A 14,091-nucleotide genomic window follows, 5' to 3' on the forward strand; every position below is an offset into this window, starting at 1 on the left:
GGCTTCGTTCTCTAACGCAACTCTGACCAACGGCCGGGCGCGCCACGCGCTGTCCCGGCCGGTTTCTACCCCCGACTATTCCGCTCCGTCGCCTCCTTCGGCGAATTCGCGTTCCAGGAACCGCTCGAACGCATCCAGGTTCACCGGCTCGAACTGCCCAAACCCCTGCATCCAGACACTCGCCGCACGCATCCCGCCCGGCTCCAGTTTGCACCACTTCACCCGCCCGCGCTTCTCCTGGCTGATCAGACCGGCCCGTGTCAGGATGACAAGGTGCTTGGAAATCGCCGCCAGCGACATCTCGAAGGGCTCGGCCACATCGGTCACCGCCATGTCATCCTCCAGCAGCATGCGCAGGATCTCGCGCCGCGTCGGGTCGGCAAGGGCTGAAAAGACGGTATCAAGGCTCGGGCTCATGGCGCCACCCTTGCCCGCCCGCCCGGCAACCGTCAACCAGCGGGTTGAATATGCCCTGACCCCGGTTTCAGCCCTCCGCACGGCGAAACAGGCACCCGCCCCCTCTTTCATCATTCCAAATATACTCATTAAAACAACAAACTAACTCCCGCCACACCCCGCGATTTCAACCGATTGACTCCGCTGCTCCACCCGACTAGCACCATGCCAGCACTTGCGAGGGCATTCAGGGTGGCGAATGACGACCATAAGCAGCGCATGGCGCAGCTTGAGGCACGGATCGCGGCGGCCAAACAGGCCAGCGCCCCCAAGCCCAAGGGCAGTGACCACCACACCCAGGCGCAGCTGGCCTGGCGGATGGTGATCGAACTTGTGGCCGGTCTGGGGATCGGCTTTGGCATCGGGTACGGGCTGGACAGTCTGTTCGGGACACTCCCGATCTTCCTGGTGCTGTTTACGCTGCTGGGTCTTGCCGCAGGCATCAAGGTGATGCTGGCAAGCGCCCGGGAAATTCAGGACGACCGGCTGGCCGAACAGGCCGCCGAGCAGACGCAGGGCCCCGCGGGTGACGACGGGGACGAACAAGGGACAAGGACGCATGGCAACTGAAGCGCATGGTGCAGAACAAGGCGGTGGTCTCAGCTTCCACCCGATGGATCAGTTCATCGTCAAGCCGCTGTTCGGCGATGGCCCGATTGCATGGTACACGCCCACCAACGTGACCCTATGGATGGCGCTGACCATCCTTGCCGTCATCGCGCTGCTGGTGCTGTCCACGTCGCGCCGTGCCATCGTGCCGTCGCGCGGTCAGTCGATCGCCGAAATGGCCTATGGCTTCGTCTACAAGATGGTCGAAGACGTAACCGGCAAGGACGGGATCAAATACTTCCCCTACATCATGACACTGTTCATGTTCATCGTCTGTGCCAACTTCCTTGGCCTGCTCCCGGCCTCCTTCACCACCACCAGCCATATCGCCGTGACCGCCGTGATGGGCTTTGGCGTGTTCTTCGCCGTGACGATCCTCGGCTTCATCAAGAACGGCACCAAATTCCTCGGCCTGTTCTGGGTGTCGTCCGCCCCGCTGGCCCTGCGCCCGGTCCTGGCCATCATCGAACTGATCTCGTACTTCGTGCGCCCCGTCAGCCACTCCATTCGTCTGGCTGGCAACATGATGGCGGGCCACGCGGTTCTGAAGGTCTTCGCCGGCTTCGCCCAGGTCACCGCAATCGCGCCCATCGCCGTTCTTGGCGTCACCGCGATCTACGGTCTCGAGGTCCTCGTGGCCTTCATCCAGGCCTACGTCTTCACCATCCTGACCTGTGTGTACCTGCGCGACGCGCTGCACCCGGCTCACTGATCCCGAACACCGGCGGGCCTGCGCAGCTGCGCACCCGCCCAGACATCACAACCATTCCATCGTAAGGAGAGAACACATGGAAGGCGATATCGCACAACTCGGTCAATTCATCGGCGCAGGCCTGGCAGCCATCGGCTCGGGCACCGCAGCCATCGGTGTGGGCCACGTTGCCGGCAACTTCCTGGCAGGCGCGCTGCGCAACCCGTCGGGTGCCGCAAGCCAGACCGCGACGCTGTTCATCGGCATCGCCTTCGCAGAAGCCCTGGGGATCTTCTCGTTCCTCGTTGCTCTGCTGCTGATGTTCGCCGTCTAAACCGCGACGAACCATCATTCCTTACGGTCGGGCGGCGCGCGGCATCCGCGCCCGCCCGATGTACTGGCAGCATCCACGGAGAACGACATGGCAACCGAGACGCAAGAAGCCGTCGGAGAGGGCCTGGCCGACGCGACCGGCGTTGCCGCGCATCAGGCGGGCGAAGCGGCAGGGATGCCGCAACTTGATCTCAGCACCTTCCCGAACCAGATTTTCTGGCTCGTGGTCTCGCTGATCGTGATTTACCTGGTGCTGTCCCGCGTGGCCCTGCCGCGCATCGGGGCGATCCTTGCAGAACGCGCCGGCACCATTACCAACGACATCGCCGCCGCCGAAGATCTCAAGGCGCGCGCGGCCGATGCCGAAGCCGCCTATGACAAGGCCCTGGCAGATGCCCGCAGCGAAGCCCAGCGAATCGCTGGCGAAGCGCGCGCCGACATCCAGGCCGATCTCGACGCCGCCATCGCACAGGCCGATGCCGACATCGCGGAACGCACCGCCGAATCGGAAAAGGCCATCGCCGAAATCCGCGCCGGCGCGCTGGAAGCCGTGAACACGGTGGCCCGCGATACCGCCTCCGAACTGGTCGCGGCCCTTGGCGGCACCCCCGACGCAGACGCCATCGGCGCCGCCGTCGACACCCGGATCAAAGGATAAGCGACATGCGCACCCTTCTTGCCATCGCGCTCGCCTCCCTGACAGCCAGCCCCGCGCTGGCGGCCTCGGGGCCGTTCTTCTCGCTCGACAATACCAACTTCATTGTCCTGCTGGCCTTCATCCTGTTCATCGCGATCCTGTTCTACTTCAAGGTTCCGGGCAAGATCGGCGAAATGCTCGACAAGCGGGCCGCCGGCATCAAATCCGATCTGGACGAAGCCCGCGCCCTGCGGGAAGAGGCCCAGACCCTGCTGGCCTCCTACGAGCGCAAGCAGCAAGAGGTGCAGACCCAGGCGAACCGGATCGTGGAAACCGCGAAATCCGAAGCCGCTGCCGCCGCCGAACAGGCGCGCGAGGATCTGCAGCGCTCGATCGCCCGGCGCATTGCCGCAGCACAGGATCAGATTGCCTCGGCCGAAGCCGCTGCCATCAAGGACGTGCGGGACCGCGCCATCGCGATTGCCGTCGCCGCAGCGAAAGAAGTGATGGCCAAGCAGATGACCGCCGCACAGGGCAACAAGCTGATCGACGAGTCGATCAAACAGGTCGACGCCAAGCTGCACTAGGCCGCGCCCCATCGACCACCGAAGCAACCCGGCCCCCGCGCCGGGTTTTTTCATGCATGCGCCATCCGCGCGCCGCCGAATATTCTTTGGGGCCAAATATCCCGGGGGAACCCGCGCAGCGGGTGGGGGCAGAGCCCCCTCTACGCCAATACCCTACCGCAAGCTCTGCTCGTGGCTCAGGCGTTGCCGCGCGATGTCCTCGTTGCGGTCGGCGCGCTGCTTGTCGCGCAGGGCAGATTCGACATAGCTCAGATGCGCCCGAACCGCCTGCGCGGCGCCTTCGGGGTCGCGCGCCTGCAGGGCTGTGTTGATGGCGCGGTGCTGGTCCAGCAGGGCCGCGCGCGAGGTGCGCTGCTTGAACATCACCTGCCGGTTATAGAAAACGCCCTCGCGCAGCAGATCGTACATCGACCGCATCATGTGCAGCATCACCACGTTGTGCCCGGCCTCGATGATGGCGCTGTGAAACTGCGCGTCCAGCCGCGCCTCTTCCTCGGGGTTGCGCTTGGAATGGCTGGCTTCCATCTTATCGAACACGGTCTGGATCACCTGCAAATCCGAATCCGACCCAAGCCGTGCCGCGCGTTCGGCGGCCAGCGCCTCGATGTCGCGGCGGAACGACACATAATCGAACACCGCCTCGTCGTGGATCGAAAACAACCGCTGCAAGGCTGGCGAAAACGCGGAACCCAGAACATCGGCCACGTAAATCCCCGATCCGGCCCGGGTGGTCAGCAGACCCAGGTCCTGCAATTCCGCCACCGCGTCGCGCAGGCTGGGCCGCGATACGCCCAGCCGTTCCGACAGTTCGCGCTCGGCCGGCAGGCGTTCGCCGGGGCGCAGGATGCCGCGCAGGATCAGCAGTTCGATCTGGCGCACCACATAGGTCGAAAGCTTGTCGGGCTGCACTTTCTGAAACGGCATCGCTTTGGTCCTGCACTTCTCCGCGCGGGCGGCGGATAGGGCGCGACCCTAGCCAGCTTGTGCGAAAACGACAATCCCTGCGCGCGCGGCAGGGATTTGTTAACCATCTGGCTGGCAAGCTGCGGCGGAAAGGATCGCCCATGCGCTGCCTCTGCCTTGTTGTCCTGCTGCTGACCGCCTGCAACACCGCCGGGCCGGGGTTTCGCGGCGTTCCCGCCACGCGCATCACGGTCGAGGGGTCCACCTTCGACGTGCGCGTCAAGGACAACCGGGCCGAGGCGATCCGCGTGAACGCCCAATATGCCCCTCGCGTCGGGCCCATCGGTGCGCGCGCGCAGGTGGCGATCGAAGGCGCCAGCGGCTGCGCCGTGCGCAAGATGGCCGGCGACCAGGCCCAGATCGTGGCCGAGCTGACGTGCAAGGGCGCCCCGCCCGCGGCCCCGCGCCAGCAAGCGCCGGAATACAGCTGCTGGCCAGTGGGCTTGGCACAGGTGGCGGGCCCCCGCGCCCTTCCGCAGGAAATCGAGTGTCGTCCCATTTAAGTGTCTCGCAATATATTGTGGATAACCGGCGCTCCTTTGCCAGATGCAGCGTGAACCGGTTGACGGCACCCCGCCACCGACTGCAAGCTGACACCTCATCGGAATCATTGCGCCCACAGGATCCGCGTGCGTTTCAACAAGCTCAGATTGTCCGGCTTCAAAAGCTTCGTGGACCCAACCGACCTGATCATCGCCGATGGGCTGACCGGGGTGGTGGGGCCGAACGGCTGTGGTAAATCCAACCTGCTTGAAGCGCTGCGCTGGGTGATGGGCGAGAACCGCCCCACCGCAATGCGGGGCGGCGGCATGGAAGACGTGATCTTTGCCGGGGCCGCGACCCGGCCCGCGCGCAATTTCGCCGAGGTCACGCTGGTGATGGACAACTCTGACCGGCTGGCGCCTTCGGGGTTCAACGACGCCGACCAGCTGGAAATCGTGCGCCGCATCACCCGTGATGTGGGCAGCGCCTATAAGGCCAACGCGCGCGACGTGCGGGCGCGCGACGTACAGATGCTGTTCGCCGATGCCTCGACCGGCGCCCATTCGCCCGCGCTGGTGCGGCAGGGCCAGATTGCCGAGCTGATCAACGCCAAGCCCACAGCGCGCCGCCGCATTCTGGAAGAGGCCGCCGGGATTTCGGGGCTTTACCAGCGCCGGCACGAGGCCGAGTTGAAGCTGAACGGCGCCGAATCGAACTTGACCCGCGTCGATGACGTGTTGGAACAGCTGGCCGCGCAATTGTCGCAACTGGCGCGGCAGGCAAAGCAAGCCGCCCGCTATCGCGAGATCGGCGAGGCGCTGCGGCTGGCCGAGGGGATGCTGCTGTACCGTCGCTGGAAAGAGGCCGACGACGCCCGCGCCACCGCCGATGCCACCCTGCGCGACCGCACCGGCGCCGCGACCCGGGCCGAAACCGCCGCCCAACAGGCGATCAAGGCGCGGACCAATGCCGAAGAGGCGCTGCCGGCGCTGCGCGAGGAAGAGGCTATCGCGGGTGCGGTGCTGCAACGGCTGATGGTGCAGCGCGATACGCTGAAAGATCAGGAAGACCGCGCGCGCCAGACCATCGACACGCTGACCGGACGTATCGAGCAACTGGGCAAGGACATCGACCGCGAAACGGGGCTGAACCGCGATGCGGGCGACACCATCCAGCGGCTGGAATGGGAACAGGGCGAGCTGGCCAAGGCGGGGCAGGGCCATGACGCGCGTCTGGCCGAGGCGGCGCAGGCGGCATCGGACGCGGCTTCGGTTCTGCGGGACCGCGAAACCACGCTGAGCCAGGAAACCGAAGATGTGGCCCGTCTGGCCGCGCGCCACCAATCGGCGCAGCGCCTTCTGGACGACAGCCGCAAAACATTGGCCCGAGCCGAAACCGAAGCCGAGAAAGCCCGCGTTGCGGTTGAGGAGTCGCGCGGCAAGCTGGCTCGCGCGGCGCAGGATTTCACCACGGCCCAACGCGCGGAAAGCGAAAGTATCGCGGCGGCCGAGGCGGCTGAGGGCGAATTGGCGGCAATAGACGAAGCCCGGGCCGAGACCCAATCGCGCGAGGCCGAAGCCCGTGCGCAACGGTCCGAGGCCGAGGGCGAGGCGGGGGCGTTGCGGGCCGAGGTGACGGCACTGGCCAAGCTGCTGGATCGCGACACCGCTGAGGGCGGGCAGGTTCTGGACGCGCTGAAAGTGGCGACCGGGTATGAAAAGGCACTGGGGGCGGCCCTGGCCGACGATCTGCGCGCGCCTCTGGTTGAAGAAGACGGGCCGTCTGGCTGGGTCGATCTGCCCGACTACGCCGAGGTCGCGCCGCTGCCCGGCGGTGTGCAGCCGCTGGCCGCCCATGTCTCGGGCCCGCCCGCGCTGGCACGGCGGATTGCGCAGATCGGGGTGGTCGATGGCGACGCGGCGGCGGCGCTGCAACCGCACCTGCGCCCCGGTCAGCGGCTTGTGTCGCTCGAGGGCGATCTGTGGCGCTGGGACGGGTTCCGTGCCTGGGCCGAAGATGCGCCAAGCGCGGCGGCCCTGCGGCTTGAGCAGCTGAACCGGCTGGAGGCGTTGAAGCACGAGATGGTGCAGGTGACGGCCCGCGCCGATGGCGCGCGGCAGGCCCATGAAACGCTGACACGCCTGTTGGCCGAACAGACCGCCGCCGACAAGGCCGCGCGCGACGCCCGCCGCCGGGCCGATCAGGCGGTGGCCGATGCGGCCCGCGCCCTGTCCCGCGCCGAGGCCGAGCGCAACCTGGCGCAGGGCCGGCTGGAAAACCTTGGCCTTGCCGTCTCGCGCCATCAGGAAGACGCGCTGGCCGCGCGCGCGCAGGTGAAAGAGGCCGAAGCCGGGTTGGCTGGATTGGGCGATCTGGCGCAGGCGCGGGCGCTGATCGAAGACGTGAAACAAACGGTCGAGGCGGCGCGGATCACCATGCTGACCCGGCGGTCCTCGCACGACGAACTGCGCCGCGAAGGTGAACAACGCACCCGTCGCGCGCAGGAGGTGACCAAGGAAATCAGTGGGTGGCGGCACCGGCTGGACACTGCCGAAAAGCGGATCGCGGAATTGAACGCGCGGCGCGACGAGGCGCAGGCCGAACTCGCCGAGGCCAGTGGTGCGCCTGATCGGATTGCGGCCGAGGGCGCGGCGCTGGCGCAGGATATCGCACGCGCCGAGGCGCGTCGCGCGGCGGCGTCCGAAGCGCTGGCGCAGGGCGAGGCGGCGCTGCGCGAGGCCGGCCAGACCGAGCGCGACAGCGAACGCGCGGCGTCCGAGGCGCGCGAGGCCCGGGCTGCCGCCGAAGCCCGCACCGAAGCGGCGCGCGAAACGGTAACGGCGGCCGCCGAGCGCATCGCCGAAGACCGGCAGCTGACTCCCAACCAGCTGCTGAACAAACTGGATACCGCGCCGGGCGACATGCCCAACGCCGAGACACTGGAAACCGAGGTCAACCGCCACAAGCGCCAGCGCGATGCGCTGGGCGCCGTGAACCTGCGCGCCGAAGAGGATGCGCGCGAGGTGCAAAACGAGTTTGACACGCTGACCTCGGAAAAGGCGGACCTGGAAGAGGCGATCAAGACGCTGCGCTCTGGGATCGCCAGCCTGAACCGCGAAGGACGCGAGCGGCTGTTGACGGCCTTCGAGCAGGTGAATTCCAACTTTGCGATGTTGTTCCGCCACTTGTTCGGCGGCGGCGAGGCGAACCTGGTGATGGTGGAATCCGACGATCCGCTTGAGGCCGGGCTGGAGATCATGTGCCAGCCGCCCGGCAAAAAGCTGTCGGTGCTGTCGCTGTTGTCGGGGGGTGAGCAGACGCTGACCGCCATGGCGCTGATCTTTGCCGTCTTCCTGGCGAATCCGGCGCCGATCTGTGTGCTGGACGAGGTGGATGCGCCATTGGACGACGCCAACGTGACGCGGTTCTGCGACCTGCTGGACGAGATGTGCCGCCAGACCGAGACCCGGTTCCTGATCATCACGCACCACGCGGTGACGATGGCGCGGATGGACCGGCTGTTCGGGGTGACGATGCAGGAGCAGGGCGTGAGCCAGCTGGTGTCGGTCGATCTGAAGAAGGCCGAGCAGATGGTGGCCTGAGGGCCGCCGGACCGCCGCTCTTTGCTGCGCAAATTCGCCCCGCCCGCCGTCCCGTTCGGGAACCCGGGACGGGGTGGCGCGTTTGGCCGGGACTCAAGTGGGGGCTTCCATGACAATCGAGATGACGGTCGGCGTTCAGCTGGAATACGGGCTGGCCGGGACCAGCGATATTCTGTTGCAGATCGAGGCAGCGGCGGATGCGCCGGGGCAGCGTGTGCTGCAGGAAAAGATCGAGATGCCGGCGGGTGAGCACACGGGGCGCATTCCGGGGGAAGACGGATTGGGCACGCGCGTGTGGTTGCGCAGCGGCGGACCGTTGACCGTATCCTATCAGGCGCGGGTTGCGGTGGATCGCCCGTGCCCCGACTTTGCGGGGATGGCGGCGGTGCCGCCGCATCAGCTGGGGGCGGAGCCGACGCGCTACCTGTTACCGTCTAGGTTCTGTCCCTCGGACCGGTTTCAGAGCTTCGTGGCGCATGAGTTTCCCGGCCTTGGCGGTGGGGCGCTGGTGCAGGCCTCGCTTGACTGGATCGCGGGGCATTTGAGCTACGTCCCAGGCAGCAGCGGTCCGAGCACCGGCGCGGACCAGACATTCCTCGATCGTGAAGGGATTTGCCGCGACTATGCGCACCTGCTGGTGTCGTTTCTGCGAGCCGGGGGCGTTCCGGCGCGGGTTGCTTCGGTGTTCGGCCTGGGGGTCACGCCGCAGGATTTCCATGCCGTGGTCGAGGTCTGGCTGGATGGGGTCTGGCATCTGGCGGATCCGACAGGGATGTCGTCGGCTGACCGGATGGCGGTGATCGGCGTGGGGCGCGATGCGGCGGATATTGCCTTTCTGACCTGTTTCGGCCGGGCGGATCTGCTGCGCCAGGTCGTCGAGGTCCACGAGGCATGAAGCGGGGCGGAGCGGCGCTGTTTGCTGCGCAAAGGCGCCCCGCCCGCCGTTCTCTGCTATAGTTTCGACAGCAGCGCAGGTGTGGGCCAGCCGTCCACGATAATCCCCAGCCGCGCCTGTTCGGCACGCACGGCGGCGCGGGTGTTGGCGCCAAGTATTCCGTCGATCTTGCCCACATCGTGCCCGCGCGCGGACAGTTTTCCTTGCAGGTCTTTCATCTGGGAACCGGACAGCCCGGTGTCAGGGGTGCCAGCATCGTAGACCTGCGCGCCTTCGAGGCGGGTGGCGAAATAGGCCGCTGTCATCACGTAGACGAAACTTTGGTTCCACTCGAAATACACACGGAAGTTGGGGTAGGCGAGGAAGACCGGCCCCTTGTGCCCCTGGGGTGCCAGTACCGAGGCCGCCAGCCCGCCATCGGCGAGTTGCCCCTGGCGCGCCGTGATGCCCATAGCGGCCCAATCGGCTGTGCTGCGGGTTTCCTCCAAGCCTGAAAGCGACCAGTCGAACCCAGCGGGCACGGTGATTTCCTGCAGCCAGGGTTGCCCCTTTTGCCAGCCGAGCGAGGCCAGCATACGCCCGCCTGACATCAGCGCATCGGCAGCAGAGGTCTTCAGCGTGACATGCCCGTCGCCATCGCCGTCGACCCCGTTTTCGAGGATATCGCGGGGCAGCATCTGGACCATGCCGATTTCACCGGCCCAGGCGCCGGTGGTGCGGGCCGGGTCGAAATCGCCGTGTCTGAACAGCTCGAGCGCGGCAAAGATCTGAGGACGGAACAGCTCGGGGCGGCGGCAGTCATGCGCTAGCGTCACTAGCGCGTCGCGGGTGTTGAAATCGCCCTGAAACGCCCCGTAATCGGTCTCGAACGCCCAGAAGGCCAGCAGCACACCGCGCGACACGCCGTAGTCGCGTTCGATCTGGTTGAAGACATCTGCATATTTCTGGGCATTCGCCTTGCCCCGGTTCAGCCGGTCGGCTGAAATCAGGCGGCGCGAAAACTCGATGAACGGTTTCTGAAATACGCCCTGCGCGCGGTCGGCTTTCAGCACGGCCGGGTCCTGCCGCACGCCGCGAAAGAAGGCGTTGACCTGCTCGGGTGAGTGCCCCTGCTGTACAGCCTCCTGTTTCAACCCGTCGATGAATTGGCCAAAGTTTCCGCCGCATTCGGCCTGGGCCTGCAGGGCGGGCAGCAGCAGGGCAAGCGAAAGGGAAAGCAGTTTGCGCATGAAGGGTGTCCTTGAAATGGGAATGGTTCGCGGGTGTTGCGGGCCTAGCCAGTAAACGGCAGCGCGCCAAGGGGTGCAACCGCAAGCGCGATGGCCAGCAGCGCCGCCCAGACCCGCCAGAGGATCGCCACCGCCCCGTCGATCTCGGCAGCGCCGATGCCGTGTCGGCCGGTGGGGTGAACAAAGGGAAAGTCTCTCATCTGCCCGTCATAGCTGCGCGGCCCGGCCAGGGCGACATCCAGCGCGCGGGCCATGGCGGCCTCGGGCCAGCCGGCATTGGGCGAACGATGCCGACGCGCATCGGCCGCGATCTCGGGCCAGCGCGACAGCCCGCCGGTGAGCGCCGCGATCAACAGAGCCGTCAGGCGCGCTGGGGCAAGGTTCAGCACATCGTCAAGCCGGGCGGCGGCCCATCCGAACGCCTCGTGACGCGGGGTGCGGTAGCCGATCATGCTGTCGGCTGTATTGACCATCTTGTAAACCATCAACCCGGGCAAGCCGCAGAGGATCAGCCAGAACAATGGTGCCACCACGCCGTCCGACAGGTTTTCCGACGCGCTTTCGATGGCCGAGCGGGCGACCTGCGGCGCGCTCATCCCGGCGGTATCGCGGCTGACGATCATCGCAACGGCATTGCGGCCTTCAGCAGGCGAGCGGCGCAGGCCCCGGGCGACAGCGGACACGTGATCGACCAGCGAGCGTTGCGCCATAAGGATCGCGGCGGCAAGCCATTCGATCAGCCAGCCGGCCTGTTGCAGGACCCACCCGACCGTCGCTGCTCCCACCACCAGCAGGACCACCGCCCCTACACCGCGGAGCCTGCGCGCGCGGCCTTGGTTCAGGGTTGCATCAAGAGCGCCGACGCAGCGCCCCATCAGCACCGCCGGGTGCGGCAGGCGATGCCACAGCCAGCGCGGTTCACCAAGCGCAGCATCCAGCAACAGGGCAGCGGCCGGGATCAGGGTCACAGCGCGTCTTTCAGGCGGGACCAGCCGTCGCCGTCGGGCAACCCAAGGCGGATCAGCGTGTCGGACCAAGGGAAGATTCGGGTCCAGATATAGTGGCGCGCCAGACGCTCTTGCCAGGCTTGCGCATCGTCTACGCGGTAAAGGCGGAACAGATCGGTGCCGCAAGGCGCCTCGGCGCCGGCTTGGACCATCATCGCATCCAGCCGCGCGGCGTCTTGCGCCAGCCGCGTGCGGGTATCTGCGGCCCAAGCCGGATTGGTCAGGGCCGCGGCACCGATCCGCAGGGCAGGGCCCGACACCGCCCAGGGGCCGATCATCTCGGCCAGTGGGTTCAACGTGTCGGGATGCGCGATGGCAAAGCCCAGCCGCAAGCCCGCCAGCCCCCAGAACTTGCCGAAACTTTTCAGAACGATCACGCCGGGCCGTTCGGCCAATGCAACAAGCGATTGCGCGGGCATCGTGTCGCAGAAACTTTCGTCGATCACGGTCAGCGGCGCGTCTGCGTCCGAGTCGCTCCACACCCGGCCATCGGGGTTGTTGGGATGGACGATGACTCTTGCGTCCGCTCCGCCGTCGCTGCCCTCGGTCACATGCCAAGCCTGTGCCGCAAAGGCGGCGCCGTGTTCGTTATAGGTTGGCCAGTCGATCCGAACCCGGCCCGGTGCGGCCAGAGCCGGAATGCGCGCAATCAGGGCAGACGCGCCGGGGGCGGCAAGAACACTGCAGGTGTCGGGCACGCGCCAGAATGCCCGCGCGGCACGGTCGAGCCGGGAAAATGCAAGCCTATCGGGCAGCGCCGTCCAGTCATCAGGGGCAAATCCGGAAATGCGATAGGGGCGGGGGTTAATGCCGGTCGACAGGTCGATCCAGTCAGAACGGGTGCCACCAAACCGGGCCGCCGCTGCGTCCAGCCCTCCACCGTGATCGCGCGCGCCACTCTCCGTTCCTGATGTCTGCTGCATCCCGCCTCGCCTGGGCCTCGGACCGCCGCCGAGCCTTTTCCTGCCGAACTTTGTCGAGCGTTAAGCGGAATCAGGCCGAAACCGCAAGTTTCTCGTCAGAAATTCATACTTTTGGTCGTGCGTTAACGCCTTGTTAACTAGTTTGATCCCTACTCTCCTCCATGCCTCCTCCTACTGGGGGTTGCCGCGCTTGTAGTGACGTATGGTGAACTGCATCAGGTGGAAATCGGATGAACGTTCTTATTGTCGAAAGCCAAACCGATCTTGGTGCGCTGTGGAAGCGCCATCTGGAGCGTCAGGGGGCCTGCGTGACATTGGTAGAGGGGCAGACCGCCGCTGTCGAGGCACTGCAGGAAGCTGAATTCGAAGTGATGGTACTGGACCTCGTGCTCAAGCACGGTTCAGCCTTTGCGGTGTCGGATTTTGCCAGTTTCTGGCAACCCGACGTCCGCGTGATCTTTGTGACCAACACCAGCTTCTTTTCAGACGGGTCGATTTTTGCCCATAGCCGCAACGCCTGTGCCTACCTGCAAAGCAGCACCCCGGCAGCTGATCTTGCGGCTATGGTTGAACATTACGCCGTGAACTAACCGCGCGGGCCGCGCCCATGCGGTGCTGTCAAATCAAGCACGGGATTGATCGGAATGATCCGATTCGGGTTAATGTTCTCGTGGCTATAGTGATAGTGGCGCACGATGTGATCCAAGTGCACTGTCTCGGCGATGCCAGGCCACTGGTACAGCTCGCGGGTGAATCCCCACAGGTTCGGGTAATCCACGATCCGGCGTCGGTTGCATTTGAAATGCAGGTGATACACCGAATCGAACCGGATCAGTGTCGCGAACAGGCGCCAGTCGGCCTCGGTGATGCGATCCCCCATCAGGTACCGCGACTCGGATAGACGTGCCTCAAGCCAATCCAAGGTGTCGAACAGGTCATGTACGGCTGTGTCATAGGCGCTTTGCGTCGTGGCAAATCCCGCGCGGTAGACGCCGTTGTTTACCGTGTCATAGACCCGCGCGTTGACCTCGGCGATGCCATCGGCAAGTTCTGCGGGATGGTAATCGTCGGTGTTGCCGGTCAGCCCGTTAAAGGCACTGTTGAACATGCGGATGATCTCGGCGCTTTCGTTCGAAACGATTGTGCCGCGCTGTTTGTCCCATAGGACGGGCACGGTGACGCGGGTGGATACATCCGATGCCGCGCGTTGATAGACCTCGTACAGATAATCGGACCCGAAAAGGTCGTCCCCTGTCGCGCCCGGGAAATCGGTGGAAAAGCTCCAGCCATTGTCCAGCATGTCGGGGTGCACGACGCTGACGCCGATATGAGGTTCAAGCCCCTTCAGCTTGCGGAACATCAGGGTGCGATGCGCCCAAGGGCAGGCATAGCTGACAAACAGATGGTAACGCCCGCTCTCCGCCGGGAAACCGCCCTCGCCAGTCGGTCCGGCGCTGCCATCTGCCGTGACCCAGTTGCGGAACATCGTTTCTGACCGCTTGAACTCTCCGTCACTGGCCAGCTTGCCCAAGCTGCCCGGTTGCCATTCGCCCTTTACCAAAGCGCCCATTTCAATATTCCTCCTATGCCGTGTTCCGTTGAAACTTAGCGCCCGCCCCGCCAGACCAAAGCCCGGAGAGCGCACTTGCGCTATGCGTTCATGCACAGGTCAGGGC

15 protein-coding genes are annotated in these 14,091 nt (G+C 65.6%); 9 read left to right on the forward strand and 6 right to left on the reverse strand.

From position 1 onward, the window contains the following. Positions 1 to 75: 75 nt before the first annotated feature. On the reverse strand, positions 76 to 417 hold the full coding sequence (locus tag FGK64_RS14290) for an ArsR/SmtB family transcription factor (RefSeq protein WP_138864519.1): 342 nt from the start codon (positions 415 to 417) through the stop codon (positions 76 to 78). 231 nt (positions 418 to 648) lie between these two features. On the opposite strand from FGK64_RS14290, the gene FGK64_RS14295 reads away from it, so the two are divergent. From FGK64_RS14295 to FGK64_RS14315, 5 genes are all read left to right on the forward strand, one after another. After that, on the forward strand, positions 649 to 1,026 hold the full coding sequence (locus FGK64_RS14295) for an AtpZ/AtpI family protein (RefSeq protein ID WP_138864520.1): 378 nt from the start codon (positions 649 to 651) through the stop codon (positions 1,024 to 1,026). Next, positions 1,016 to 1,777 carry a F0F1 ATP synthase subunit A gene (locus FGK64_RS14300; protein ID WP_138864521.1) on the forward strand — a complete coding sequence of 254 codons (762 nt, stop codon included), beginning with the start codon at positions 1,016 to 1,018 and terminating at the stop codon, positions 1,775 to 1,777. Before FGK64_RS14295 ends, FGK64_RS14300 begins: the two co-directional genes overlap by 11 nt. Before the next feature lie 76 nt (positions 1,778 to 1,853). Continuing rightward, complete coding sequence (locus FGK64_RS14305; protein WP_138864522.1) at positions 1,854 to 2,090, forward strand: F0F1 ATP synthase subunit C; 237 nt, start codon at positions 1,854 to 1,856, stop codon at positions 2,088 to 2,090. Positions 2,091 to 2,177: 87 nt separating this feature from the next. Continuing rightward, the gene (locus FGK64_RS14310) at positions 2,178 to 2,747 is read left to right on the forward strand and encodes a F0F1 ATP synthase subunit B' (RefSeq protein ID WP_138864523.1); all 570 of its coding nucleotides are present in this window, start codon (positions 2,178 to 2,180) and stop codon (positions 2,745 to 2,747) included. 5 nt (positions 2,748 to 2,752) lie between these two features. Next, positions 2,753 to 3,313 (forward strand): F0F1 ATP synthase subunit B, encoded by a 561-nt coding sequence (locus tag FGK64_RS14315; protein WP_138864524.1) that lies wholly within the window; start codon positions 2,753 to 2,755, stop codon positions 3,311 to 3,313. 153 nt (positions 3,314 to 3,466) lie between these two features. Here the strand turns inward: FGK64_RS14315 and FGK64_RS14320 are convergent, their stop codons facing one another. After that, positions 3,467 to 4,237 (reverse strand): FadR/GntR family transcriptional regulator, encoded by a 771-nt coding sequence (locus tag FGK64_RS14320; RefSeq protein ID WP_138864525.1) that lies wholly within the window; start codon positions 4,235 to 4,237, stop codon positions 3,467 to 3,469. A gap of 140 nt (positions 4,238 to 4,377) precedes the next feature. On the opposite strand from FGK64_RS14320, the gene FGK64_RS14325 reads away from it, so the two are divergent. The 3 genes from FGK64_RS14325 to FGK64_RS14335 all read left to right on the forward strand — a co-directional run bounded on the left by FGK64_RS14325 (position 4,378) and on the right by FGK64_RS14335 (position 9,256). Then, positions 4,378 to 4,779, forward strand: a complete 402-nt coding sequence (locus FGK64_RS14325; protein WP_210236577.1) for a hypothetical protein — start codon at positions 4,378 to 4,380, stop codon at positions 4,777 to 4,779. 126 nt (positions 4,780 to 4,905) lie between these two features. Then, positions 4,906 to 8,361, forward strand: a complete 3,456-nt coding sequence (locus tag FGK64_RS14330; protein WP_138864526.1) for a chromosome segregation SMC family protein — start codon at positions 4,906 to 4,908, stop codon at positions 8,359 to 8,361. A gap of 109 nt (positions 8,362 to 8,470) precedes the next feature. Further along, positions 8,471 to 9,256, forward strand: coding sequence for a transglutaminase-like domain-containing protein (locus tag FGK64_RS14335; RefSeq protein ID WP_246057774.1), 786 nt, complete (start codon positions 8,471 to 8,473; stop codon positions 9,254 to 9,256). 56 nt (positions 9,257 to 9,312) lie between these two features. Here FGK64_RS14335 and FGK64_RS14340 read toward each other — a convergent pair whose 3' ends face one another. From FGK64_RS14340 to FGK64_RS14350, 3 genes are read right to left on the reverse strand one after another with little or no spacing between them, the layout of a single operon-like run. After that, positions 9,313 to 10,485, reverse strand: coding sequence for a lytic murein transglycosylase (locus FGK64_RS14340; RefSeq protein WP_138864527.1), 1,173 nt, complete (start codon positions 10,483 to 10,485; stop codon positions 9,313 to 9,315). A gap of 44 nt (positions 10,486 to 10,529) precedes the next feature. Continuing rightward, on the reverse strand, positions 10,530 to 11,453 hold the full coding sequence (gene cbiB / locus FGK64_RS14345) for an adenosylcobinamide-phosphate synthase CbiB (RefSeq protein WP_138864528.1): 924 nt from the start codon (positions 11,451 to 11,453) through the stop codon (positions 10,530 to 10,532). Further along, positions 11,450 to 12,415, reverse strand: coding sequence for a threonine-phosphate decarboxylase (locus FGK64_RS14350; protein WP_138864529.1), 966 nt, complete (start codon positions 12,413 to 12,415; stop codon positions 11,450 to 11,452). Before FGK64_RS14350 ends, cbiB begins: the two co-directional genes overlap by 4 nt. 230 nt (positions 12,416 to 12,645) lie before the next feature. Between FGK64_RS14350 and FGK64_RS14355 the strand changes: the two genes are divergently transcribed. After that, the gene (locus FGK64_RS14355; RefSeq protein WP_138864530.1) at positions 12,646 to 13,005 is read left to right on the forward strand and encodes a response regulator transcription factor; all 360 of its coding nucleotides are present in this window, start codon (positions 12,646 to 12,648) and stop codon (positions 13,003 to 13,005) included. Here FGK64_RS14355 and FGK64_RS14360 read toward each other — a convergent pair. Next, the gene (locus FGK64_RS14360; RefSeq protein WP_138864531.1) at positions 13,002 to 13,985 is read right to left on the reverse strand and encodes a glutathione S-transferase family protein; all 984 of its coding nucleotides are present in this window, start codon (positions 13,983 to 13,985) and stop codon (positions 13,002 to 13,004) included. The two genes, FGK64_RS14355 and FGK64_RS14360, sit on opposite strands and share 4 nt — an antisense overlap. Between the last annotated feature and the right edge of the window lie 106 nt (positions 13,986 to 14,091).

It is taken from the genome of Arenibacterium halophilum, assembly GCF_005938225.1.
Classification (GTDB): Bacteria; Pseudomonadota; Alphaproteobacteria; order Rhodobacterales; family Rhodobacteraceae; genus Arenibacterium; species Arenibacterium halophilum.